This window comes from Micromonospora sp. NPDC048999 (genome assembly GCF_040649295.1).
GTDB lineage: Bacteria > Actinomycetota > Actinomycetes > Mycobacteriales > Micromonosporaceae > Micromonospora.
Window position 1 is genome coordinate 62,371 of sequence record NZ_JBEZFI010000006.1, and the last position, 22,875, is coordinate 85,245.

17 protein-coding genes are annotated in these 22,875 nt (G+C 73.5%); 9 read left to right on the top strand and 8 right to left on the bottom strand.

Annotated elements, in window-relative coordinates; translation table 11 throughout:
- Positions 1-208: 208 nt before the first annotated feature.
- From AB0C02_RS10905 to AB0C02_RS10915, 3 genes are all read left to right on the top strand, one after another.
- Complete coding sequence (locus AB0C02_RS10905) at positions 209-658, top strand: helix-turn-helix transcriptional regulator (protein ID WP_357543496.1); 450 nt, start codon at positions 209-211, stop codon at positions 656-658.
- 174 nt (positions 659-832) lie between these two features.
- Positions 833-1,690 carry a PspA/IM30 family protein gene (locus AB0C02_RS10910; protein WP_357543498.1) on the top strand — a complete coding sequence of 286 codons (858 nt, stop codon included), beginning with the start codon at positions 833-835 and terminating at the stop codon, positions 1,688-1,690.
- A gap of 13 nt (positions 1,691-1,703) precedes the next feature.
- Positions 1,704-2,465 carry a hypothetical protein gene (locus AB0C02_RS10915; RefSeq protein WP_357543500.1) on the top strand — a complete coding sequence of 254 codons (762 nt, stop codon included), beginning with the start codon at positions 1,704-1,706 and terminating at the stop codon, positions 2,463-2,465.
- Between the two features lie 50 nt (positions 2,466-2,515).
- Here the strand turns inward: AB0C02_RS10915 and AB0C02_RS10920 are convergent, their stop codons facing one another.
- The 5 genes from AB0C02_RS10920 to AB0C02_RS10940 form a co-directional block, all read right to left on the bottom strand.
- Positions 2,516-6,136 (bottom strand): hypothetical protein, encoded by a 3,621-nt coding sequence (locus AB0C02_RS10920; RefSeq protein ID WP_357543502.1) that lies wholly within the window; start codon positions 6,134-6,136, stop codon positions 2,516-2,518.
- Between the two features lie 186 nt (positions 6,137-6,322).
- Positions 6,323-6,928 (bottom strand): OmpA family protein, encoded by a 606-nt coding sequence (locus tag AB0C02_RS10925; protein ID WP_357543504.1) that lies wholly within the window; start codon positions 6,926-6,928, stop codon positions 6,323-6,325.
- Positions 6,912-7,541, bottom strand: coding sequence for a hypothetical protein (locus tag AB0C02_RS10930; protein ID WP_357543506.1), 630 nt, complete (start codon positions 7,539-7,541; stop codon positions 6,912-6,914). Before AB0C02_RS10930 ends, AB0C02_RS10925 begins: the two co-directional genes overlap by 17 nt.
- 201 nt (positions 7,542-7,742) lie before the next feature.
- Positions 7,743-8,549, bottom strand: coding sequence for a DNA-formamidopyrimidine glycosylase family protein (locus tag AB0C02_RS10935; protein ID WP_357543508.1), 807 nt, complete (start codon positions 8,547-8,549; stop codon positions 7,743-7,745).
- A 27-nt stretch (positions 8,550-8,576) separates the two neighbouring features.
- Positions 8,577-9,413: an SAM-dependent chlorinase/fluorinase gene (locus tag AB0C02_RS10940; protein ID WP_357543510.1), complete on the bottom strand. Its 837-nt coding sequence runs from the start codon at positions 9,411-9,413 to the stop codon at positions 8,577-8,579.
- Positions 9,414-9,560: 147 nt separating this feature from the next.
- Here AB0C02_RS10940 and AB0C02_RS10945 point away from each other — a divergent pair, with 147 nt between their 5' ends.
- On the top strand, positions 9,561-10,658 hold the full coding sequence (locus AB0C02_RS10945; protein ID WP_357543512.1) for a TIGR03118 family protein: 1,098 nt from the start codon (positions 9,561-9,563) through the stop codon (positions 10,656-10,658).
- 200 nt (positions 10,659-10,858) lie between these two features.
- Here the strand turns inward: AB0C02_RS10945 and AB0C02_RS10950 are convergent, their stop codons facing one another.
- Positions 10,859-15,454 carry an ATP-dependent helicase gene (locus AB0C02_RS10950; RefSeq protein ID WP_357543514.1) on the bottom strand — a complete coding sequence of 1,532 codons (4,596 nt, stop codon included), beginning with the start codon at positions 15,452-15,454 and terminating at the stop codon, positions 10,859-10,861.
- A 179-nt stretch (positions 15,455-15,633) separates the two neighbouring features.
- Between AB0C02_RS10950 and AB0C02_RS10955 the strand changes: the two genes are divergently transcribed.
- The 5 genes from AB0C02_RS10955 (at position 15,634) to AB0C02_RS10975 (ending at position 20,833) form a co-directional block, all read left to right on the top strand.
- The gene (locus AB0C02_RS10955; protein ID WP_357543516.1) at positions 15,634-16,017 is read left to right on the top strand and encodes a hypothetical protein; all 384 of its coding nucleotides are present in this window, start codon (positions 15,634-15,636) and stop codon (positions 16,015-16,017) included.
- 440 nt (positions 16,018-16,457) lie between these two features.
- Positions 16,458-16,826 carry a hypothetical protein gene (locus AB0C02_RS10960; RefSeq protein WP_357543518.1) on the top strand — a complete coding sequence of 123 codons (369 nt, stop codon included), beginning with the start codon at positions 16,458-16,460 and terminating at the stop codon, positions 16,824-16,826.
- A gap of 383 nt (positions 16,827-17,209) precedes the next feature.
- Positions 17,210-18,565 (top strand): hemolysin family protein, encoded by a 1,356-nt coding sequence (locus AB0C02_RS10965; protein WP_357543520.1) that lies wholly within the window; start codon positions 17,210-17,212, stop codon positions 18,563-18,565.
- 148 nt (positions 18,566-18,713) lie between these two features.
- A complete protein-coding gene (locus AB0C02_RS10970; protein WP_357543522.1) occupies positions 18,714-19,778 on the top strand; it encodes a hemolysin family protein in 1,065 nt (354 codons plus the stop codon).
- A gap of 128 nt (positions 19,779-19,906) precedes the next feature.
- Positions 19,907-20,833, top strand: a complete 927-nt coding sequence (locus tag AB0C02_RS10975; protein WP_357543524.1) for a sporulation protein — start codon at positions 19,907-19,909, stop codon at positions 20,831-20,833.
- Positions 20,834-20,938: 105 nt separating this feature from the next.
- On the opposite strand, the gene leuE is transcribed toward AB0C02_RS10975, so the two are convergent.
- Together leuE and AB0C02_RS10985 are read right to left on the bottom strand one after the other, a co-directional pair.
- The gene (gene leuE, locus AB0C02_RS10980; protein ID WP_357543526.1) at positions 20,939-21,607 is read right to left on the bottom strand and encodes a leucine efflux protein LeuE; all 669 of its coding nucleotides are present in this window, start codon (positions 21,605-21,607) and stop codon (positions 20,939-20,941) included.
- Positions 21,604-22,851, bottom strand: coding sequence for a bifunctional pyridoxamine 5'-phosphate oxidase family protein/GNAT family N-acetyltransferase (locus AB0C02_RS10985; RefSeq protein WP_357543528.1), 1,248 nt, complete (start codon positions 22,849-22,851; stop codon positions 21,604-21,606). Before AB0C02_RS10985 ends, leuE begins: the two co-directional genes overlap by 4 nt.
- Between the last annotated feature and the right edge of the window lie 24 nt (positions 22,852-22,875).

Genomic DNA, 22,875 nt, shown 5'->3' on the forward strand with positions numbered 1-22,875 from the left:
CCGCGGGCCCGCCCGCGAGCGCCCGCCCGTCCGTCCGCCGCCGCGGATCTGGACAATTGGAGGGGCGGGGCGGGATGTCGTGGGGGCGGGCAGCGGGTACCGTTGCGGAAAGGCTCCGACGGACGACGACGGCGCCGGGAGCGGTCCGCCGCGCTCGGCAGCGGCGCGGCCGGTCCGGAGAATGGTGGTCCTGTCAGAGGGAGGTGCGATGGTCCTGCTACGCCGGGTGATCGGTGACGCTCTGCGGGCGCGCCGACAGGGGCAGCACCGCACCCTTCGCGAAGTCTCCTCCGCAGCCAACGTGAGCCTCGGTTACCTCTCCGAGATCGAACGCGGCCAGAAAGAGCCCTCCAGCGAGCTGCTGGCGGCGATCTGCGACGCGCTCGGCGCCCGCCTCTCCGAGCTGCTCCGCGAGGTCAGCGACACGGTCGCCCTGGCCGAGCAGCTGCCGGAGATGCTGGTCCCGGTGGCCGGCAAGGCGGTCGAGCCGACGCCGGTGGCCCCGCCGGCCGTCCGCAAGGCGACCAACCGGAGCGTCCGACGGGTCGCTTCTGACGGCTCGGTGGCCGTTCAGGTCCGCCAGGATTCGCCGCTCAAGGCCACGCTGCGCAGCACCCGGGTCCGCTCCGCGGATCGGGACGTGGTCTGCGCCGCCTGACCCCGCTCGGCCGCCGTGGCCATGGTGGCACCCGCCGCGTAATGTTGATCAGGGTCGTCCGGGTGTCGGGGCTGGCGTACGCCTGGAACGATGGAGGCACACCGCGCGGCCCGTCGGTCAACTCCGCCCGGCCCGGTCGAGGCGGCGCGACGCTACTGAGGGGACAACGCGGAGATGGCGAACCCGTTCGTCAAGGGTTGGAAATACCTGATGGCGCTCTTCGGCTCGAAGATCGATGAGTATGCCGATCCGAAGGTGCAGATCCAGCAGGCCATTGAGGAGGCTCAGCGCCAGCATCAGGCGTTGGTCCAACAGGCGGCCGCGGTGATCGGCAACCAGCGGCAGCTCGAGATGAAGCTGTCCCGGCAGATGTCCGAGGTCGAGCAGTTTCAGGCGAACGCCCGGCAGGCCCTGGTGCTGGCCGACCAGGCCCGGGCCCGCGGCGACGAGGCCGAGGCCGGCCGGTACGAGCAGTCCGCCCAGCTCCTCGCCACCCAGCTGGTCACCGCCGAGCAGGCCGCCGAGGATCTGAAGACGCTGCACGACCAGGCGCTCGCCGCCGCCGCCCAGGCCCGCAAGGCGGTCGAGAACAACTCGATGATCCTCCAGCAGAAGCTGGCCGAGCGGACCAAGCTGCTCAGCCAGCTTGAGCAGGCCAAGATGCAGGAGAGCGTGGCCCACTCGCTGGAGTCCATGTCCGCGCTCACCGCACCCGGCACCACCCCCTCGCTCGACGAGGTTCGGGACCGGATCGAGCGCCGGTACTCCACCGCGATGGGCCGCGCCGAGCTGGCCGGCAACTCGGTCGAGGGCCGCATGCTGGAGATCCAGCAGGCGACGATCGACTCGGCCGGGTCGGCGAGACTGGCGCAGATCCGGTCGAGCATGGCCGGCGAGCAGCTCTCCGGTCGGCAGGATCGTCCGGCGGTGGCGCCGGCGCAGCCCGCCGATCCGGCAGCTGCCGCCCGACTGGACGAGATCCGGGCCAGCCTGAGCCGGGACCGTGGCACCGGGGAGAGCACCACCAGCTAGGGGTAGGGGAGCGATGGCGGACGAACGGGCCCGGCATTTCCGTCGACTGCGTCGGCTGCGGCGCTCCGCCCGCCGGTGGAGCGTCCTGGCCGGCGGGCTCACCGGCGTGACGGCGGTGCTGACCCCGTACGCCGGGATCGGCCTGCCGGATGCGATCTGGGCCGGCGCCGCGGGCAGCGCGATCGCGGTCGCCGCCTGGCGCTGGGCCGACCTGCGGGCCCTCGCGGCCACGCCGGCGCCGCCGGCCCTCGACCCGGCCGAGGCCGCCGCCCGCTCCCGCGCCCGGCTGGTCGCCGCCGTCGAGCGCCTGCCCGTCGGTTCCGGCGTCCTGGCCGAGATACGTCGGGTCCGGTCCCGCCGCGCGCTGCGCGGCACCACCGCCGCGCAGGCGTGGGCCCGGCTCGATCGGGCGGCGCTCACCCTGGACGGGCTGTCCGGCCGGCTCACCGGGCTGGCCGAGCCGGCGGTGCGCGAGGCGGCCGAGGCCGACCGCTCGCTGCGCGACCTGGCCGCCCGGGTGGCCGGCGTGGAACGGGCGCTCAGGATCGCTTCGCACCCTCCGCTGGTCGAGGTGCACGGCACGCTGACCGCCCAACTGGAGAGCGGGGTGGCGGCGTACGAGCGGCTGGTCGTGGCCGCCGCCGGCTACGTGGCCGAGGACTCCCGCCCGAGCACCGAGCACCCGGCCGCCGCCCGCCTCACCGAGGCGACCGACCTCCTGCACGGCGTCGCCTCCGCCCTGGCTGAACTCCGCACCCCCACCGCACGCGGTTGATCAAGGAGTTTGCGTCGGGACCGCGCGAATTCTTGACGCAAACTCCTTGATCAACAAGGCGAGGTGGGGGTGGTCACCGGGATGGGGGAGGTCCAGGGGGAGGTGCCGACGACGTTGAACGAGCGGATCCGGTAGTGGTAGGTGACCCCCCGGGCCAGACCGGTGTTGGTGAATCCACGGCCGGTGACGGTGAAGGTGGCCAGCTCGCAGGTGAAGGCGGGGTCGGCGGCGCGTTGCACCACGAACCCGGAACCCGGGCCGGCGGGCGTGCTGGCGGACCAGCTCAGGAGCACCGTGGCGGTGTCCGGGGCGGGCGAGGTCGCGGTGGCGCTCACCCCGGTCGGCAGCCCCGGCCGTGGCGGGGTGGTCACCGCGGCGACCGTCGACCAGGGTGACGCGGCGCCCAGGTACGTGGTGCGGACCCGGTAGTAGTACGTGGTGTCCGGGGCGACCGCCGGGTCGACGTGGGCGTCGCCGACGGCGATGGCGGTGGTGCCCGGGCCGCTGCTGAACGTCGGGTTGGTGGCCCGCTGCACGTCCACGCCGGTGGCGTACGAGCGGTTGGCCCAGTGCAGCGCGACCCGCAGCGGCGCGGCCGGTGGCACCGCCGCGGTCGGCTTCGCCGGGGAGATGAGCTGCACCGACGCCGGGACGCTGTTCGACCAGGCCGAGCAGCTCACCGCGTTCTCCGCGCGGATCCGGTAGTGGTAGGTGACCCCCGGCGTCACCGTCGCGTCGGTGTGCCGGGTGGCGGTGGCGGCCACGGTGATCTCGGTGAGCCCGCTGGTGAAGGCGGCGTCGGTGGCTCGTTGCAACAGGTGACTCGTGGCCGGGGGCCGGCTGCCGTGTCCGGTCCAGGCCAGCGCGATGGCCGGCAGCGCGGTGGCCGAGCCGGGTGCCGGGTTGGCGGTCAGCCCGGTCGGGGCCGCGGGCGCGACCCGCAGCACCAGAGGCCGGCTCATGCCCTGGTCGCGTAGCCCCGCCGCGCGGGTCTGCCAGCGGTACTCCCAGCCCAGGTTCACCAGTTGGTTGATCACGGCGGTCGGCCGCCCGTCGACCGGGCTGACCGGGCTGGCGTCGAGCCGGACGCCGGCCGGCCGGGACGGGTCGAGCAGCCGCACGCTGTCGCCGATCTTGAACGGCAGGCTGGGCAGGACCGGGCGCAGCGCCACGATCACGTCCTCCCACGGGTTGACCCGGATGGTCTCCTTCCAGCCCAGCTCGTCGGCGTCCGGCGGGCGGACCGTGCCGTCCCAGCCGACCCGGTTGACCAGTTGCACGTCGCAGCCCTCGACGTGCACCGGGTGGGTACGCGGGGCATCCCCGACGATCCGCCAGAGCTGTGTGCCGTCGGCCGCCCCGCCGACCGGCACGGTGGGGTCGGTCGGGTACAGCACCTCGGTGGCCGGGTCGACCGGTCCCAGCGGCAGGGTCGTCGCGGTCGCCGGGCCGGCGTTCGAGTGGCCGACGCCGAGCCGGCCCACCGCCCGGCCGTGCTGGGCTTCGAAGACCTGCCCGACCGACTTCACCAGCAGCGGCAGGGTCACCGGGATGACCGCCCCGGGCGGGGTGAAGGTGACTGACGTGGCCCGTGCCGCGACCAGCGTCTCCCGGGGGGTGCGGGTGCCGAAGGCCGCGTCGTACGCCGGTTGCGGCACGATCGGCGGTCGCTGGCTCGCCGCGTACGCCTCGGGCAGGCGGGCGGCGAGCCGGGCCACGTCGTACGGCTCCGCCGGGGTGCCGACCACCCGGAACTGCAGCACCGTACGGGTGTTCGGGCCGTAGCCGGGACGGGCGGCGGGCAGGCCGCCGATCGTGGTGCGGTCCGGCGCGTCGGTGTGGTGGTCGTACCGGGGGTCGAACCGGGGCAGCGGGGCGGGGCAGTCGTTGTAGAGGATCAGCGTGCTGCCCGGCGGGAGCGTGGCGAAGTCCACCACCACGTCGGCCCGCTCCCCGGGGGCCAGCAGCAGGGTGTGCTCGTCCACGTTGAGCGCGGTCGGATCCTGCCGGTCGTACCGGTAGCCGATCGGCCGGTTCGCCAGCACCACCGGGGCGGGCAGCAGGCCGGCCTCGTTGCCGATCCGGATCAGCGCCGGGCCGGCGGCCCCGGGGTCCGGCACCCCGCCGTCGCGCCCGTCGGTGGGCCAGCATGCCGGCCGCCCGGCGGCCCGTACCGCCTCGACCATCGGCACCTCGCCGGCGTCCGGGTCGGCCAGGTGCCCGTCCTCGGTCCACATCGGCCGGTTCGAGGCGGCCCGGTAGAGCTGGAGGTTGAGGCTGCGGTCCGCGCAGGCGTTGAGGATCCGGAACCGGTACGCCCGGGGCGCCACCTCCAGGTACGGGTAGGCCACCCCGTTGACCAGTGGGGTGTCCCCGTACGCCTCGGGGACGGCCGACGGGTGCGGCACGTTGGGCGCCAGTGGTGGCTCGTCCGGCTCGGCGACCGGGTCGTGATGCGGATTCGGCGTCGGGGCGATCCACGGGCTGCCCCCGCCGTCCGGGTCGTGCGTCCACGGCCCGTAGTCCCAGCGACCGGTCGGGTTGGTGCCGGTGCTGCCGTACGGGTTCTGCCGGGGCTGGTAGACGTGCGGGTGCCAGAGGCTGCCCTTGGCGCCCCAGCGGTCCCGGTCCCAGGTCGGGTCCTGCGCGGCGAGCTGCGCGTCGTCCGGCACGAAGGTCTTGTCCTGGATCACCAGCGGCAGCTGGTCGGCGGGCAGCACCCCGTCGCCGACCAGCCGTTCCTCGGCCGGATCGGTGAGCAGGTAGAGGGCGAGCTGCCCGGCGTAGACGGTGAGCCGGGCCAGGCCGAGGGTGTTGTCGTGCAGCCACATCAGCCGGCCGCTCTGCTCGTTCGGGAAGTAGAGGGTGGTGGCGCCGGCGCCCGGCGGCGGCATGTCCGGCACCGGCGTCACCCCCACCCCGACCGGGTACGGAGTGATCTCGCCGGCGGGGGTCACCCACTGCCAGGGGTTACCGGCGCTGATCCAGGCGGTCTGCCCGCCGGCCAGGTGCGGCACCGCCCGGTTCTGCGGGTATGGCGCCGGCCCGTCCAGCGGCCCGGTGCCGGCCCCGTCGACGGTCTCGTCCACCGGCAGGAAGAGTTCGCCGGCCCGACCGGTGGGCAGCTGGTTGATGAACTTGATCCGGACCGGCCGACCGCGGCGTGCCATGATCACCGGACCGAGGTGCCAGGGCCGGTCCGGCGGGTAGACCGTGTTGTGCCCGGACGGGTCGGTGCCCAGGTTGAGCTGGCGGTAGCCGCGCAGCCGGGTGGCCGGCAGATCCCGGTGCAGGCGCTGGGCGTACTCCTGTAACCCGATCTCGTAGTAGTCGCAGCCGGGCCAGGTGATGGTGTCCGGCACCGCCACCGGCAGCCGGGCGCCCGAGCTGGCGTTGTCGGACGTGCTCGGCAGCGGCAGCGGGTCCACGAACTTGCGGATGCCGGTGCCGGGCACCGGGCGGCCGGCCCGGTCGGGCATCGGCAGCGGGCTGCCGGCGAAGTTCGGCACCGGGCCGAAGCAGCGCGGCGCCGCGGCCGGGTCGAGGCTGGCCGGCGTCGGCCCGGTCTCCTCCTCGGCGACCCGGGTGGCGGGCACGGTCGGCGCGGGGTTCTCGTCGGTCCGGAGGGCGCGCTCGACCCAGCCCGGCCGGAGTCTGCGGAACAGGGCCATGACTCTCCCCCGGAACAAGGCGCGTCCGCCGCCACCCCGGCGTGCCGGGCGTACGCGCTGCTGACGACCAGTCAGTGGTCAACCGCAGCATGCGACGCCAGAGCCGGGGGAGGGAAGTACCCAATCGTCCGTATCTCTGGGGGATCTTGCCGATTCGTGGAAGTTCCACGAACCGGCGGCGGTTTGTCACCGGTCGAAACGGATCTCCACCCGCCGGTTCCGGGCCCGGCCCGCCGGGTTGTCCCGGCCGTCCACCTGGTTCGGCGCCACCGGTCGCGCCTTGCCGAAGCCTTGCACCACGAAGTGGACCGGCGCGTCGCCGAGCAGCCGGGCCAGCTCGGCGCGGACCGCCTCCGCCCGTCGCCGGGACAGCGCGAGGTTGCTCTGCCCGCTGCCGATCGAGTCGGTGTGGCCGTCGATCCGGACGTTGCCCCGGGCCTCGGCGCGGAGCTGCTCGGCGATCTCGACCAGCCGGGCCCGGGCGGCCGGGGTCAGGTCGGCCTTGCCGAAGGCGAACAGCACGTCGGCGGCCAGGGTCAGCTCGACCCGCGAGCGGGACTCGGCGGTGATGCTTCCGTCGGTCAGGTCCTCGATCGGAACGACGATGTCGAGCGCGGGGGCGGTGATGTCCAGCGCCGGGCGGGCCACATCCGTGCCGGGAGTGACGCTCGGCCCGGGTGCTGGTGACGCAGGTTCCGCCGTGGCGGCCGGGCCGGCCGGTGCGACGATCAGCACGCCGAGGGCGACAGCGGCGACGGCCAGCGCCGCCACCCGCTCAGCCGAGCGGGACATTCTCGAACACCGGTACCCGAGGGATGACCACGTCGACGGCGGTGACGTCGTCCGGCGGGGCGCCGAACGTGGCGTACAGCCAGATGGACTGACCAGGCCTCACGAACACCGACGAGAGGTCGGAGGAGGCCAGGTATTCCTCCCGCTCGGCCTGGTTGGCCTGGGTCCGACCGGCGCCCGCGTTGACCCGGGCGACCAGGTATCGCTTGCGATTCTTGCGGTCCACCAGGGTCACCCCGGCGAAGGTCAGCGAGATGGTGTCGCCCTGGAACGCTTCGCCCACCTGCCAACTGGTGGCGTCCTGGTCGGTGCGGGTCAGCTTGACGTTGACGGTGACAAATCCGTCGCGGCGGCGGAGCTGGCCGAGCTCGACCCGGACCGAAAAGGCTTTGCCGCCCCTGCTGATCTCGACGTCGCGGGTCGCGACGATCACGCCGACGTCCGAGGGATCGTCGGGCGCGGCGCCTTCTGGCGCGGCGTTTTCCGGCGCGGCACCGGCCGTGGTCTTCGCGCCGTCGGGCCGGTCGGGGCCGCTCAGGGCCCCGCATCCCGTGATCGTCAACGCCGCGGTCAGCGCGAGTGCGCCGATCCGGCTGGTCCTGGTGAGCCGCACGAGACCATTACCCCCCATGGATTGGTATGTACGAGGGGCACAGCCTACAAACTGGACACAGAGGCGGCGATCACCGGCCGGCTCAGGGTTCTGTCGCCTCATCCGGGCGGTGCTTGGCAATCCATGCCGCTACGTCGCTTTTTGGTGATGTGCCGTTCGGACGGGGCGGTGCCGGCCCGGAAGGCAGCCGGAGCCGCCCGGTCAGCAGCGGTCCGGCTGGCAGACCGGGCACCAGTAGGTGACCCGCTCGCCCAGGTCCTTGCTCCGGATGGCGGTGCCGCAGCGTCGGCAGGGCTGGGCTCGCCGGCCGTACACGTAGGTGGTGCCGCCCCGGTGCAGCGAGCCGGTGGTGCTCTGCGTCCACCGGCCCCGGTTCGCCGCGAGCAGCCGTTGTGCGAGGGCGACCATTTCGGCCAGGTCGGGCACCGCGCGGACCGGCGTCCACGGCGATGTCCCGCGTAGGAACAGCACCTCGCACTTGTAGAGATTGCCCACGCCGGCCAGGTTGCGCTGGTTCAGCAGCGCCTCGCCGATGGTCTCGTCCGGGTGGGCGGCCAGCCGGCGGACCGCCTCGTCCGGATCCCATTCCGGACCGAGCAGGTCCGGCCCGAGGTGGCCGACCAGCGAGTCCTCCTCAGCGGTCGGCACCAGGGCCAGCTCGTGCAGGTGGTAGCCGACCGCGACCGCGCCCGGGGAGCGGAGCACGGCCCGGATCAGGTGGGCCGGCTGCGCCGCCCACCGTTCGCCCGGGGCGTACGCCCGCCAGGCGCCGTCCATCCGCAGGTGCGAGTGCAGCGTCCAGTCGCGCCGGCCGTCGGCGTGCCCGTCCGGCGCGGTGAGCCGGAGCAGCAGGTGCTTGCCGCGGCTGACCGACTCGCGGACGGTCCAGCCGGTCAGGTCGGCCGTGGCGAGCTGCGGCACCCGGAAGTCGGAGCCGGTGAGCCGGGCGCCGGCCAGCGCCCGCTGCAGGACGCGGGCGGTGTTCCAGACGGTGTCACCTTCGGGCACCCGTCCATCGTCCCTCGCCCGCCCGGGTCAGTCTTCCCGGTGCACGGTCAGCACGTCGCCGGGGCGTACGCCGAGCAGGTCGACGGCGCGGCCGGTGTTGACCGCCAGCGCGATCAGCCCGGCCGAGTCGACGTACGCGACCAAGCCACCGACCGGGGCGTCGCCGAAGGTACGCCCGTGCATCGCGACGGCTCCAGCGACCGCCTCGGACGCGCCGAGCTGGCGTTGTCGGTCGGTCCGAGCGGCCACCCGGACCCGCTCCGGCATCCCATCGAGGAGCTCGGCCGGGGCGGCGAGCTGCACGTTGCCGAAATGGTCGACGGTCAGCACCTCGGCGGCGAACCCGTCAGGCTCGGCGCGGAACACCGGCGCGGGCAGTCGGACCAGTGCCGCCGGGTCCACCGCCGGACCAGCCTCGGCGAGCGGGGCGCCGAGCGCCAGCCGGGCGGCGACCGGCGCGAACACGTCCCGACCGTGGAAGGTGCGGGAGACCGACGATGCCAGCCACGCCGGGTTGGTCAGCTCCACCGCTTCGGTGATCCCGCCCAGGGCCTCGGCGGCGTCCAGCAGCAAGCCGTTGTCCGGCCCGACGAGCAGCCCGCCCGGGGTGGACAGGGCGATCCCCCGTCGGCTGGTGCCCACGCCCGGGTCGACCACCGCGATGTGCACCCCGGCCGGCAGGTCCGGCACGGTCTGCGCGAGCACGGCCGCACCCCGGCGTACGTCCGCCGGTGGCACCAGGTGGGTCACGTTGATCACCCGGGCGGCCGGGGCGAGCCGGGCGATGACCCCGTGACACGCCGCCACGAACCCATCGGCGAGACCGTAGTCGGTGGTCAGCGAGATCCACGGGGTCCGGGCCATGCGGGCAGGCTATCCGGCGGCCGGGCGGCTGGTAGGGAGGGCGTCTCTACCGGGTGAAATGTGACAATGTTTTATCAAACTGGCGTCGGCCGTCCGATCGCCATGAAAGCGTCGCTATGGGCCTGTCAGTCGATCGAGAGGAGCAGTATGGCGACGAAGATGGCACGGCTGGTGGCCATCGGAGCGGTGGCCGCGACGACCGCCGTCGGTAGTCCAGCGTGGGCCTCAGACGGCGGCCCTCAGACGCAACCGACGCCGCGCTTCGACGTGATCAACCAGGTCTCGGACCAGGCGCTGACTCAGGACTCCCAAAGCCCGGCGCTCGTGGACCCGAACGCCGTCAACACCTGGGGCCTCGCCCTGGGGCCGGACACGCCGCTGTGGGTGGCCAACAACGGCACCGACACGGCCACCGTCTACAGCGGCGGGGTGGGCGGCGAGCGAGTCGAAAAGGTCAATATCACGGTCAGCGTGCCCGGCGGGCCGACCGGCGCGGTGTTCAACGACACGGCCGGCTTCGCGGTGCCGGACGCGGGTGGCGGTGCGCCCGCCCGCTTCATTTTCGTCACCGAGGGCGGCGACGTCATCGCGTGGAACCAGAACGCGGGCGCCAATGGCGTCGTCGTTGCCCACGGGACGGAGGGCGCGGTCTACAAGGGTGCGACCCTGCTGCATACGGACTCCGGCAACTTCCTGCTCGCCGCCGACTTCCACAACGCGCGGATCGACGTGTTCGACGAGCACTTCGACAAGGTTGACTTTTCGGATGTCCGCTTCCAGGACCCGGACCTGCCGGAGGGCTTTGCGCCGTTCAACGCGTTCGCGGTCGGCGAGCGGGTCTACGTCAGCTACGCCGAGCAGGACGCGGCGGCCCACGACGACGTGCCCGGTGAGGGGCTCGGCTTCGTGGACCTCTTCACCGACTTCGGCCGGCAGGTGTCCCGGGTCGCCAGCATGGGGACGCTCAACGCGCCGTGGGGCATGGCCATCGCGCCGAACAGCTTCGGCAGCTTCGCCGGTGACCTGCTGGTGGGCAACTTCGGCGACGGCAGGATCAACGTGTTCAACGGGACCGAGTTCCAGGGCCAGCTGCAGGACGCCGAGGGTGACGCCATCACGATCGACGGTCTCTGGGCGCTGCTGCCCGGGACCGCGACGACCGGCGGCCAGGGCACGCTCTGGTTCAGCTCCGGGCCGGACAACGAGCAGCACGGCCTGGTGGGTCAGTTGATCCGGGCGAACTGACGGTCGGCTGCTGCCTGTCGCGCCTCCGGGGCCACCCCGGGGGCGCGGCATCGTTCCCGCAGCGCCGGCCGTCCTACCGGTCACCGCGGTAGCGGTTCGCATGTAGTGGCCTTGCCCGCGCTCCGATACCACTCGATCCTGGATCGAGCACGATCTCCGCGTGGGCCGCGGCCCGCGAGGTGCGGGGTGCGGGTGGTCGGTCAGCTACGCAGGCGCAGGCCGCGCGGGGTGGCCCGGAAACCGGCGGCGGTCAGCGCGTCGCGCAGCGGCGAGGCGTGGACCGCCTCACCGTCGGCGCGTTCCACCGAGATGGCGCCGAGCGCGCCGGAGTGCACCGCGTCCGCGAGCGCCTTCCCGGCCGCGGCGAGCGCGTCGGTGTCGTCGTTGAACGACAGGAGGGTCCGCCCGCCGCGCTCCACGTAGAGCACCAGGTCGCCGCCGACCAGCACGACCAGGGCACCGGCCTTGCGCCCGGCCCGGTGCCCGGTGGCCGGGGCCGTGCCGTCGCCCGAGTCGACGACCCGTTCCGGCCAGGGCAGCGCCGCCCCGTACGGGTTCGCCGGGTCGGTGGCGGCCAGCACCACGGTCGGCCCGCCCCCGCCCCGGGTGTCGTCGGCCAGGGCGCGGATGCGGTCCACCGCCCCGGGCACCGCGAACTGGGCCGCGCCCAGCCCCTCGACGAAGTAGCCCCGGCGGGCCGCCCCGCGCTCCTCGAGCGCGGACAGCACCGGGTAGACCGCGGCGAAGCCCCCGGCGACCTGCTCGGCCATCACCGCGCCGCGGGTGACCACGCCGTGCCGTTCCAGCAGCAGGTCGGCGAGAGCGGCGGCCCGGCGGGTCGGGTCGAGGTCCCGCTCGGGCAGCCGGGACCAGCGCCCGGCGACCGTGGGCGGGCCACTACGGCTGGGCAGCGCCACCCGGCCGGGCCGGCGGTAGCGGGTGGTGCGCGGGGCGGACGGCCGGGACCGGTGCGCCCCGCCCCCGCCGAGCACGGCCCGCAGCGGGGCGAGCGTGTCGTTGGTGAGGTGCCCGGCCCAGACCAGGTCCCAGAGCACCGCGGTCAGCGCCGCGTCGTCGGTCGAGCCGACCCGGTCGGACAGGGTGCGGAAGAACAGCGCCTGCCCGTCGGCGAGCGTCTCGAGCACCGCGTCGTGCAGCGGGGTGCGGGCCAGCGCCTCGTCCGGCGGCGGGAGCAGCAGCGGCGCGACATCGGCGTACGCCAGGGTCACCCAGCCGTCGCCGCCGGAGATCGCCCCGGACCCGGCCCACAGCACCTCGCCGCTGGCGCACAGCTCGTCGAGCTGGGCGGGGGAGTAGTCGGCCACCCGGGCGGGCAGCACCAGGCGTTCCAGCGCGGACGCCGGCACGGCGACGCCCTGCAACTGCTCCACGGCGGCGGCGAGGGCCTCCACGCCCCGGGCCGACGAGCCGACCTGCTGCCAGCGGGGCAGGAACGCGGCCAGGGCCCGTGGCGGCACCGGCTCGATCTCCCGGCGCAGCGCGGCGAGCGAACGTCGGCGCAGCAGCCGCAGCACCTCGGCGTCACACCACTGGGTGCCGACGCTGTCCGGGGCGAACTCGCCGGAGACCACCCGCCCGGTGGCGGCGAGCCGGCGCAGCGCCTGCTCGACCACGAACACCCCGAGCCCGAACCGGGCGGCGCAGGTGGCCGCCGCGAACGGGCCGTGGGTGCGCGCGTACCGGGCGACCAGGTCGCCGAGCGGGTCGGCCACCGGTGTCAGGTACGCCTCGGCCACCCCGACCGGCAGCGCCACGCCGAGCGCGTCCCGCAGCCGGGCCGCATCCTCCACGCCCACCCAGCGTTCCTCGCCGGCGATCCGGACCCGCAGCACCCGGCGGGCCGCCGCCAGCTCGGCCAGCCAGCCGGCCGGTACGCCCCGCTCGGCCAGCTCGACCTCGCTCAGATCGCCGACCACCCGGAGCAGCTCGACCACGTCCTCGGCGTCTCGGGGGCGGCGCTGCTCGGTGCGCCAGCGCAGCTGCCGCTCGGTCTCGACGAGCACCGCCGGGTCGAGCAGCTCCCGCAGGTCGACCCGGCCGAGCAGCTCGCCGAGCAGCCCGGAGTCGAGGGCGAGCGCGGCGGCTCGCCGCTCGGCCAAGGGCGCGTCGCCCTCGTAGAGGAAGGCACCGACGTAGCCGAAGAGCAGCGAGCGGGCGAACGGGGACGGGCGCTCGGTCTCCACCTCGATCAGGCGGATCTTGCGGGCGGCCAGGTCGCGCATCAGCTCGGCCAGGGCCGGCTGGTCGAAGACGTCCTGCAGGCATTCCCGGGCGGCCTCCAGGGTGACCGGGAAGTCGGCGTACTCGCGGGCCACGTCGAGGAGCTGGGCGGCGCGCTGCCGCTGCTGCCAGAGCGGCTGCCGGCGGCGCGGGTCGCGGCGGGGCAGCAGCAGCGACCGGGCCGCGCACTCGCGGAACCGGGACGCGAACAGCGCCGAGGTGCCGACGGACTCCTCGACCAGTTGGGCGATCTCGTCGGGCTCGAAGATCACCACGTCGGCGCCGGGTGGCTCGTCGGCGGTGTCCGGCAGCCGCACCACGATGCCGTCGTCGGCGGGCATCACCTGGGCGTCCACGCCGTATCGTTCGGCGAGGCGGCGGCCGATGGCGAGCGCCCACGGGCCGTTGACCCGAGCGCCGAGCACCGAATGCACGGCGAGCCGCCAGTCGCCCAGCTCGTCGCGGAACCGCTCGACCACCACCGTCCGGTCGTCCGGCAGGGCGCGGGTGGCATCCCGCTGCTCGCGCAGATAGGCCAGCAGGTTGCCGGCGGCCCAGTCGTCCAGCCCGCCGGCCCGTAGCGCGGCGACCGCGTCCTCGTCACGCTGGCGAAGCAGCGCCCGGACCCGGGCGCCGATGGCCCGGCCCAGCTCGACCGGGCGGCCGAGCTGGTCGCCCTTCCAGAACGGCATCCGGGCGGCCTGCCCCGGCGCGGGCGACACCAGCACCCGGTCGGGGGTGATCTCCTCGATCCGCCAGGACGACGAGCCGAGCAGGAAGACGTCGCCGACCCGGGACTCGTAGACCATCTCCTCGTCCAGCTCGCCGACCCGGGCGGCCCGCTCGGCGCCAGCCAGGAAGACGCCGAACAGCCCCCGGTCGGGGATGGTGCCGCCGCTGGTCACCGCCAGCCGCTGGGCGCCGGGGCGGCCGGTGAGCACGTCGGTGGCCCGGTCCCAGACCAGCCGGGGACGCAGCTCGGCGAAGGCGGTCGACGGGTAGCGCCCGGAGAGCATGTCGAGCACCGCGTGCAGCGCCGACTCGGGCAGCTCGGCGAACGGGGCCGCCCGGCGGACCAGCACGGCGAGGTCGCCCAGCCGCCACGGCTCCAGGGCCACCATCGCCACGATCTGCTGGGCCAGCACGTCGAGCGGGTTGCGCGGGTAGCTCAGCTCCTCGATCGCGCCCTGCGCCATCCGCTCCGAGACGACGGTGCAGGAGAGCAGGTCGCCGCGATGCTTCGGGAAGACGACGCCCCGGGAGACCGCGCCGACCTGGTGCCCGGCCCGGCCGACCCGTTGCAGGCCGGCGGCGACGCTCGGTGGGGCCTCGATCTGCACCACCAGGTCGACCGCGCCCATGTCGATGCCGAGCTCCAGGCTGGAGGTGGCGACCACCGCGGGGAGCTGCCCGGACTTCAGCGCCTCCTCGATGTGTCGGCGTTCCTCCCGGGAGACGCTGCCGTGGTGGGCGCGGGCGATCACCGGCACCGCGCCGGCCGCCGCCCCGGACTGCGCCATCACCTCGGCCGGCGGCCGGGGCGGCCGTGGCGGCCCGCCGCCCTGCGCCACGCGCCCGCCGGTCGGAGCGCCCGCCGCCTCCAGTTCCTCGGCGGCCAGCTCGTTGAGGCGCGCGCAGAGCCGTTCGGCGCTGCGCCGGGAGTTGGTGAAGACAATGGTCGACCGGTGCGAGCGGATCAGCGCGAAGACGCGTTCCTCGACCGCCGGCCAGATCGACGCCCGGCGCGGGCCGGGGCCGCCGAGGTCGTCGTCCGGCGGCTCCTGCTTGTCGAGGCGGGTCATGTCCTCCACCGGCACCTGGACGCTGACCTCGATGGTCTTGCTGCTGGCCGGCTGCACCACGTCGACCGGGCGGGCCCCGCCGAGGAAGCGGGCGCAGCCGTCGACCGGTCGTACGGTGGCGGACAGGCCGATCCGTTGCGCGGGCGTCTCCAGCAGCGCGTCGAGGCGCTCCAGCGACAGGGCCAGGTGGGCGCCGCGCTTCGTGCCGGCGACCGCGTGCACCTCGTCGACGATGACCGTGCGTACTCCGCGCAGCGAGTCCCGGGCGGCGGAGGTGAGCAGCAGGAACAGCGACTCCGGCGTGGTGATGAGGATGTCCGGCGGGTTCCGCGCGAAGGCCCGCCGCTCGTCGGCCGGGGTGTCGCCGGTGCGCATGCCGACGGTGATCTCCGGCGGGGCGAGACCGAGCCGGGTGGCCGCCTGCCGGATGCCGGCGAGCGGGGCGCGCAGGTTGCGCTCCACGTCGACGGCGAGGGCCTTGAGCGGGCTGACGTAGAGCACCCGGCAGCGCTGCCGTGCCTCGGCCGGCGGTGGCGCCTTGGCCAGCTGGTCCAGCGACCAGAGAAACGCGGCCAGGGTCTTGCCCGAACCGGTCGGCGCCACGACCAGAGCGCTGCGCCCGGCCGCGACCGACCGCCACGCGCCGGCCTGGGCGGCGGTGGGCGCCGCGAAGGCGGCGTTGAACCACTCGCGGGTCGCCGCGCCGAAACCCGCCAGCACCGCCGCGTCCCCGCCGGTCACCTCGTCCGCCACCCGTCCATCGTGCCTCGCCGGTGCGACATCCGGTCCGTGGCGGGATCTGGTCTGTCCGGGTCGGTGGGCTTACGCGTCGGATGCCATGTTGCAGCTGTTAAGTCTTACTTAACTGCTTGCTTGCGGTGCGCAACATAAAGTAACTTCACTCGCAACGCGGCGTGGGGTGGGGGGCGTGGATGACCGTCGACGGGCGAGGCTCCGGGTCCGGGACCGACGTGCTCATCCGCAAGGTCGACGGCCATCTTGCCGCGCTCCGCACCGGCCTGCACGGCCCCGAGCTGGAGCTCGCCGAGAAGTTGGCCCGCTGCCTGCGTGAGCTGGTGGTCGCCACCGCCCATTCCAGCGCCGCCGACCGCGGCCTGGTCCGCGCCGCCGTGCACTACTTCGTCCTGCGCCGGGAGAGCCGCGGCAAGCTGCTGCCGGTGCGCTCCCTCACCGCCGCGCAACGGGTGGTCAACAAGGCCGTCCGCCAGCTCGGCCGTCCCGACCTGCTGGTGGAGACCCCACGGGAGCGCCCGGCCCCCGAGCCGGCTACGACCATTCCGGCTCGGCGCGCCTGACACGGCGGCGGGTCCCGGAGCGGGCGAGAGTGCCACGGCCTGCGGGTTGGCCGCGAGTTCGCCTCCACAAGGCCAGGTCCGCGAGGTGGTCAACGGCACCGCTGATCTGGGAAGATGCCGGCACGCCTGACGATGATCCTCTGGCCTGGACGCCCAAAGATCAGCAGAAGTGGGGCGCTCGTCCTCAGCCTGCTTGTAGGAGCATGACCATGGCACGCCGCAGTCGGCCCTCGAGAAGTAGGCGACAACCCAGGTCGAAATCGCCGCAACGGAAGTTCCCGTTCGGGCTCTCATGGGCCGACATTATCGGTCTCGGTCTGAGCGCCGCGCTGATCGCCGCAGGCGTGGCCGCCCTGCTTTCTTATCAGAGGAGCGCCGAGCAGATAATCGTCCAAGGTCACTGCGTAACGGCATCTATCGATGACACTAGAGCATCTGTCATGTTCCTCGGGCACGTGGCCGATATCAGCTTCGAGCTCAACGGAGAGGTTCGACGCGAAGAGCTCTACTATGGCAAGGAGGCGCTCGATTCGGCGACCAGGGTGATCTGTCTGGACCCGAATGACCCGTCGATTTTTTATGACCGCGACGGTAGCGGATCGAGCTACGACCAATGGACTCAGTTCATGACTGCCACTGCCCCGATTGTGTTGGGTGCCGTTGGCCTGATCCTCGGTCTTGGTATGCGAGAGTGGCCGTGGACCAAGCCTCACCCCGCGGATCGCGCGAAACCTCCGAAGATGAAGCGAAGGAAGCTGCGGAGGCTCCAGGAGCTGCAGGAGCAGCGGAAGCGGCGCAATTCCCGTTAATGGAATTTTTCGTCGGATGTGGCCGATAAGTAATCGAGGTAGCCGCAACGGGGTCATCAAGCGATCGCCAGCTGATGGGCCCCGTGCATCCACCGCCAGCGAGAACGCGCCGCTCCGCCAGCACCGCGCATACCGCCGCAGCAGGCAACCGCGACCTCGCGATGACGCACCACGCGGGTCATCGCGACCCGCTGGACACCGACGAGCTGGCGGGGCGGTGAACCAGACGCCGGGGAGGGTTGCCGGCACCTTCAGCGGGCGTCCAGACAACGCCGATAGAATGGCTGCATGATCGACTCTTCTGCCCAGGAGGGCAGCAGTAGCCAGCCGGGTACGGCCCGGCAACCCCTCGCCCCGACGACCCCGGGAGCCCTGAGCCTCCCGTGCTGATCCTCGTCGGACTCGTTCTCATCATCGTGCTCACCGCCGCCACCGGCTACTTCGTGGCCCAGGAGTTCGGCTACGTCGCCGTGGACAGGGGCAAGCTCAAACAGCTCGCCGACGACGGTGACCAGGCCGCCGCCCGGGCCCTGGAAGTAACGGGCCGGCTCTCGTTCATGCTCTCCGGCGCCCAGCTCGGCATCACCGTGACCGCCCTGCTGGTCGGCTACGCCGCCGAGCCGTACCTGGGCACCGGGCTGGCCGACCTGCTCGGCGTCGCCGGGGTCTCCACCGGCGTGGCGCTGCCGCTGTCGGTGGCGCTCGCTCTGATCATCGCCACCGTGGTGCAGATGGTCCTCGGCGAGCTGGCCCCGAAGAACCTGGCCATCGCCCGCGCCGAGCCCCTCGCCCGGGCGCTGGCCCGGTCCACCCTGCTCTACCTGAAGATCGCCGGCCCGCTGATCACCCTCTTCGACCGGGCCGCCGTGCGGCTGCTGCGTCGGCTCGGCATCGAGCCGATCGAGGAACTGCCGAGCGGCGCCACCCCGGAGGACCTGGAACAGATCATCGCCGACTCGCGGGAGGAGGGGCACCTCGACGCCGCGATGTCCGACCTGCTCGACCGGGGCCTCGACTTCCGGGAACTGACCGCCGGGGAGGCCATGGTCCCCCGGGTCGACGTGCACATCGTACGGGCCGACGAACCGGTCAGCCGGGTCGTCGAGCTGCTCGACACCGGCCACTCCCGGTTCCCCGTCCGGGGCGCCGAGGGGGTCGACGACCTGATTGGCGTGATCGGCATCGCCGACGTGCTCGGGGTGCCGCCGCCGGAGCGGGCCACCACCCGGGTGGCGGCGGTGGCCGTACCCCCGCTGCTGGTGCCGGAGACGCTGCCGTTGCCGACGGTGCTGGACCGGCTCCGGGTCGGGCACCGGCAGCTCGCCTGCGTGGTCGACGAGTACGGCGGCTTCGCCGGCGTCATCACGCTGGAGGACATCGCCGAGGAGCTGGTCGGGCCGATCCGCGACGAGGACGATCCGCCGGAGCGGGCCCCGGCGCGGCAGGAGGACGGGTCCTGGGTGGTGCCCGCCCGCTGGCGGATCGACGAGGTCGCCGACAGCACCGGCATCGCGCTGCCCGAGGCACCTGAGTACGACACCGTCTCCGGGCTGGTGATGCGGGAGCTGGGTCGGGTGCCTGAGGTGGGCGACCGGCTGGAGATCAGCCTCGGCGTCGACGGCGACGAGCCCGACGCCGAGCCGCGTGCCCTGGTCGAGGTACTGGCCGTCGACCGGCACGTGGCTGACTCCGTCCGACTCCGGATCGCCGAGCGCGGGGGCGGGGAGGTGGCGGCATGAGCGAGCGTCAGCGAGCGAATCATCGGCGCAGCGCGGTGGTGCCTCATGGCGACGCCGAGCGTCAGCGAGGTGGCGGCATGAGCGAGCGTCAGCGAGCGAATCATCGGCGCAGTGCCCATGCCGACGCCGAGCGTAGCGAGGTGGCGGCATGACGCCCGGGTTCGCGCTCTTCTTCTCGGTCGTACTCCTCGCCCTCAACGGCTTCTTCGTGGCGGCCGAGTTCGCCCTGGTCGCAGCCAAGCGCTACCGCTTGGAACAGGCGGCGGCCGGCGGCGGCCGGGCGGCCCGCGCGGCCCTGGACGGGGCCCGCGAGCTGGGCCTGATGCTGGCCGGGGCGCAGCTCGGCATCACCCTGTGCACCCTGGGGCTGGGCGCCCTGGCCGAACCGGCGATCGAGCACCTGATCAGCCCGCTGCTGCACGCCGTCGGGCTGCCCCAGGCGGCGAGCCACGTCGTGGGGCTGCTGTTCGCTCTGGCCCTGGTGACCTTCCTGCACCTGGTGGTCGGCGAGATGGCCCCGAAGTCCTGGGCGATCACCGACGCGGAGCGCTCGGCGATGCTGTTGGCGCTGCCGTTCCGGGCCTTCGCACGGGTCGCCCGCCCGGTGCTGTCCGCGTTGAACGCGCTGGCCAATGCGGTGCTGCGGCTGTTCGGCGTGCACCAGCAGGACCAGCTCGCCCAGGTGCACGGCCCGGACGAGCTGCGCATCCTGCTGGAGCAGTCCCGTGAGCACGGGCTGCTCGGCGCCGAGCAGCACCGGATGCTGACCAGCATGCTGGAGCTGCAGGGCACCACCGTGGCGCAGGTGATGGAGCCGTTCGACCGGATCGTCGCGGTCCGCCGGGAGGACACCGCCGAGCAGATCGAGCACGTCTCTCGGGACAGCGGTCGCTCCCGGCTGGCCGTCGTCGACGCCGGTGGCGAGGTCTGCGGCCTGGTTCACGTACGCGAGGCGGTCCGCGTGGTCACCACCGGCCGGTCGGCGACCGCCGGCGAGCTGATGACCCCGGCGTTCGTGCTGCCCGCCGGTGCCTCGGTCACCGAGGCGGTCGCGGCGATGCGCGGCCGGCAGGCCCAACTGGCGCTGGTCCGCAACGGCGGCGGCCCGACCCGGCCGATCGGTTTCGTGGCCCTCGAGGACCTGCTGGAGGAGGTCATCGGCGAGTTCGACGACGAGACCGACCCGGTGCCCCGGGGCCGCCGGCTGCGCTGACGTCCCGCGGTTGCCGTCCGGCCGGGCCGGCGCGGAGCCCCGCCCGGCCGGCCGGCGCGGCGCCCGGTCAGGAGTGCCCGGCCGGCATCCGGGGAATGCCGCCGGGGCGGGGGAGAGGGGGTGCGCGGATGCGGCTGACCGGGGTGTCGTCGGAGTCGGTCTGGACCGGGCTCTCGGTGAGCACCACCCTGCCCAACCCCAGCACCCGACCCGGGCTTCGGCTGCCCGGCCGGGTGACCCTCACGGCCGGGGGTGCGGACGTGCCGGTCCGGCACCTCCGGCTCGGGCTGGTCGCCCAGGTCGAACCGGAGGATCCCGGCTCGCCCCGCAGGCTGGTGCAGTACCACCAGGTGCCGATCGCCGGCCGGTTCGTGGTGCCCGCCGGCCGGCGGCGGGCGGTCGACTTCGCGTTCCCGCTGCCCTGGGAGACCCCGGTGACCATCTTCGGTGGGGTGCCGCTGATGAGCCTGCGCACCGGACTGCGTACCGAGGTGTCGGTCGACCCCGACCTGGACCAGGGCGCGATGGTGCCGGTCTTCGTCCATCCGCTCCCCGTTCAGCAGCACGTCCTCGCCGCGTTGGAAACCCTCGGCTTCGTCATGCGGCAGGCGGGCCTGCAGCAGGGCCGGCTGCCCGGGGTGGAGCAGAAACTGCCGTTCCACGAGCGGCTCGGCTACTGGGTGGCACCCCTGTACGCCGGCCCGATCACGGAGCTGGAGGTGATCTTCGTGACCAACGCGGCGGGGCTGGAGGTGCTGCTCTGGGCCGACCGGCGGCTCTCCCTGGCCGGGGTCACCCACCAGAGCATCAGCCGTTTCCGGGTCTGGCACACCGGCACGGAACAGCGGGACTGGGTCGCCACCGTGGACGGCTGGCTGCGACACGCGATCAACCGGCACGCCGCGGCCGCCGCGCACGCCGACTGGTCCGCCACGATCCGGGAGTCCGCGCACGTCAGCCGCCACCCAGACCAGCCCGTCCAGCCCGGCTTCGGCCTCAAGGGCACGGCCGGCGGCACCGGTGGCGTCAGCAGCGGAAACGGCGGCGGCATCTAACCGCCCCAACCCTCCGCCGATCATGGAGTTGCGGTGCCGGACTTCCCGCTGTTGGCGGGGTTTTGTTCGCGCGCCGCAACTCCATGATCGCGTATCGGCGTCGAGCTAGACCGAGGCGGTGGCGAGTTTGAGGCTGAAGCCGAGGAAGAGCATGCCGATGCCGGTGGTGGCGCCAGCGGCCAGGCGGCGCCGGCGGTGGAACTGGGCGGCCAGGAAGGTGCCCGTGAAGATCAGCGCGGTGAGGTAGAGCGCGCTGGCCACCTGGGCGATCAGCCCGAGCAGCATGAACGACAGCACCGGCCAGGCGTACCCGGGGTCGACGAACTGGATGAAGAACGAGATGAAGAAGAGGATCGCCTTCGGGTTGAGCAGGCTGATCACCAGCGCCTTCCGGAACGGGCTGGTCATCGCCGCCGGCTCCGCCGCGTCGATCAGCCGCGGCGTCGTCGGGTCGTTGCGGTCGCGCCAGCGCCGCCAGGCGCCGCGCAGCATGGTCAGCCCCACATAGCCGAGATACCCGGCGCCGGCGTACTTGACCACCAGAAAGAGCGGCGGGTACGCCTTGAGCAGCGACGCCACTCCGGCGGCTGAGAGAAACATGAGCACCGAGTCGCCGACGAAGACGCCGCCGGCGGCCCGGTAGCCCGCCCGCACCCCGCGCTTGGCGGCGGTGGAGAGCACGAAGAGTGAGTTCGGCCCGGGCAGCAGCACGATCGCCACCGTCCCCAGCACGTATGTCCAGATGTCAGTGATGCCCAGCACGCCGGACATCATGACGCCACCGGTGCCGTCGGGCGAAGCCTTTCCCGCAGTCGGAGTTGTGCGTTGGGCCACTCCGCCGCGAGCATCGAGTAGAGCGCGGAGTCCCGCCAGGAGCCGTCGGCCCGCCGTCGGTTGGACCGCAGCGTCCCCTCCCGGGTGGCGCCGAGCCGTTCGATGGCCCGCTGTGAGCGCTCGTTGAGCGTGCTGGTCTGCCAGGTCACCCGGATCGCGGCCAGCTCCTCGAAGGCCCGGGTGAGCAGCAGCAGTTTCGCCTCGGTGTTGATCCCGGTGCGCCACCACGCCCGGCCGAGCTGGGTGAAGCCGATCTCCATGGTCCGCAGCCCCTCGTCGGGCTGGTAGTAGGAGGTGGTGCCGACCACCGCCCCGGTCGCCGCGCTGCGCTGCACCCAGGGCACCCGGACGCCCCGTTCATGGTCGGCCAGCGCGGCCCGGATGAGGCCGGCCATCTCGTTGGCGCAGGTGGGGCGGGGGCTGCCGACGTACCGCCACACCTCGGGGTCGTCCAGCGCGGCGTACAGCTCCTCGGCGTGGGAAAGGTCGAGCGGCTCCAGCACGACGTGCGCGCCCCGCAGCACCACCGGCTCCAGCCAGGGCGAGCGGGCCGGCCGCAGGTACGCCGGCACCGGCACGTCCACTCCGGCGTCCGGCTCCGGCACCCCGGCGGTGAGCCGCAGCGGCACCACCCCGGCCCAGTACGGCAGGTCGAGGTCGGCCGGCTCGTCGTTGACTCCGCCAACCCGGGTACGGACCGACACCTCGCGCAGCGGCAGCGCCAGCACCGCCGTCTCGGCCAGTTCCCGCCGGGTGGGCGGCCGGCTGTCGGTGCTGCGCCCGGCGGCCACCTTGTCGACCAGCGCGGTGAGCATGTCGCGCTTCTCCTGCTCGTCGGTGACCAGCCGGGCGGTGCCGTGGACCACCACCGAGCGGTAGTTGGCGCTGTGGTTGAACTGGGCCCGGGCGAGAACCAGGCCGTCGATGTGGGTCACCGCGACGCAGATCGCCAGCCCGTCTCCGCCGCGCGCCGCGAGCAGCGGCCGGCTGCCGGTGGAGCCGTGCAGGTAGAGGGTGTCGCCGACGCGGACGTGCAGAGTGGGCAGCACGCGTGGCTCACCGTCCACGACGAACGACAGCGCGCTGTGGTACGCCTCGTCCAGCACGGCGTGCGCGGTGGCCTCGTCGTAGCTCATCCGGTCGCGCATCCGGGTCGCGGTGGTGCGTTCGGTCCGGGGGTACATGCGGCAGGCCCACCTTTGTTCTAG

Coding starts and splice junctions, on each gene's coding strand:
- AB0C02_RS10905 (WP_357543496.1), top strand. CDS start 209: ATGGTCCTGCTACGCCGGGTGATCGGTGACGCTCTGCGGGCGCGCCGA.
- AB0C02_RS10910 (WP_357543498.1), top strand. CDS start 833: ATGGCGAACCCGTTCGTCAAGGGTTGGAAATACCTGATGGCGCTCTTC.
- AB0C02_RS10915 (WP_357543500.1), top strand. CDS start 1,704: ATGGCGGACGAACGGGCCCGGCATTTCCGTCGACTGCGTCGGCTGCGG.
- AB0C02_RS10920 (WP_357543502.1), bottom strand. CDS start 6,136: ATGGCCCTGTTCCGCAGACTCCGGCCGGGCTGGGTCGAGCGCGCCCTC.
- AB0C02_RS10925 (WP_357543504.1), bottom strand. CDS start 6,928: ATGTCCCGCTCGGCTGAGCGGGTGGCGGCGCTGGCCGTCGCCGCTGTC.
- AB0C02_RS10940 (WP_357543510.1), bottom strand. CDS start 9,413: ATGGCCCGGACCCCGTGGATCTCGCTGACCACCGACTACGGTCTCGCC.
- AB0C02_RS10945 (WP_357543512.1), top strand. CDS start 9,561: ATGGCGACGAAGATGGCACGGCTGGTGGCCATCGGAGCGGTGGCCGCG.
- AB0C02_RS10955 (WP_357543516.1), top strand. CDS start 15,634: ATGACCGTCGACGGGCGAGGCTCCGGGTCCGGGACCGACGTGCTCATC.
- AB0C02_RS10960 (WP_357543518.1), top strand. CDS start 16,458: ATGTTCCTCGGGCACGTGGCCGATATCAGCTTCGAGCTCAACGGAGAG.
- AB0C02_RS10970 (WP_357543522.1), top strand. CDS start 18,714: ATGACGCCCGGGTTCGCGCTCTTCTTCTCGGTCGTACTCCTCGCCCTC.
- AB0C02_RS10975 (WP_357543524.1), top strand. CDS start 19,907: ATGCGGCTGACCGGGGTGTCGTCGGAGTCGGTCTGGACCGGGCTCTCG.
- leuE (WP_357543526.1), bottom strand. CDS start 21,607: ATGATGTCCGGCGTGCTGGGCATCACTGACATCTGGACATACGTGCTG.
- AB0C02_RS10985 (WP_357543528.1), bottom strand. CDS start 22,851: ATGTACCCCCGGACCGAACGCACCACCGCGACCCGGATGCGCGACCGG.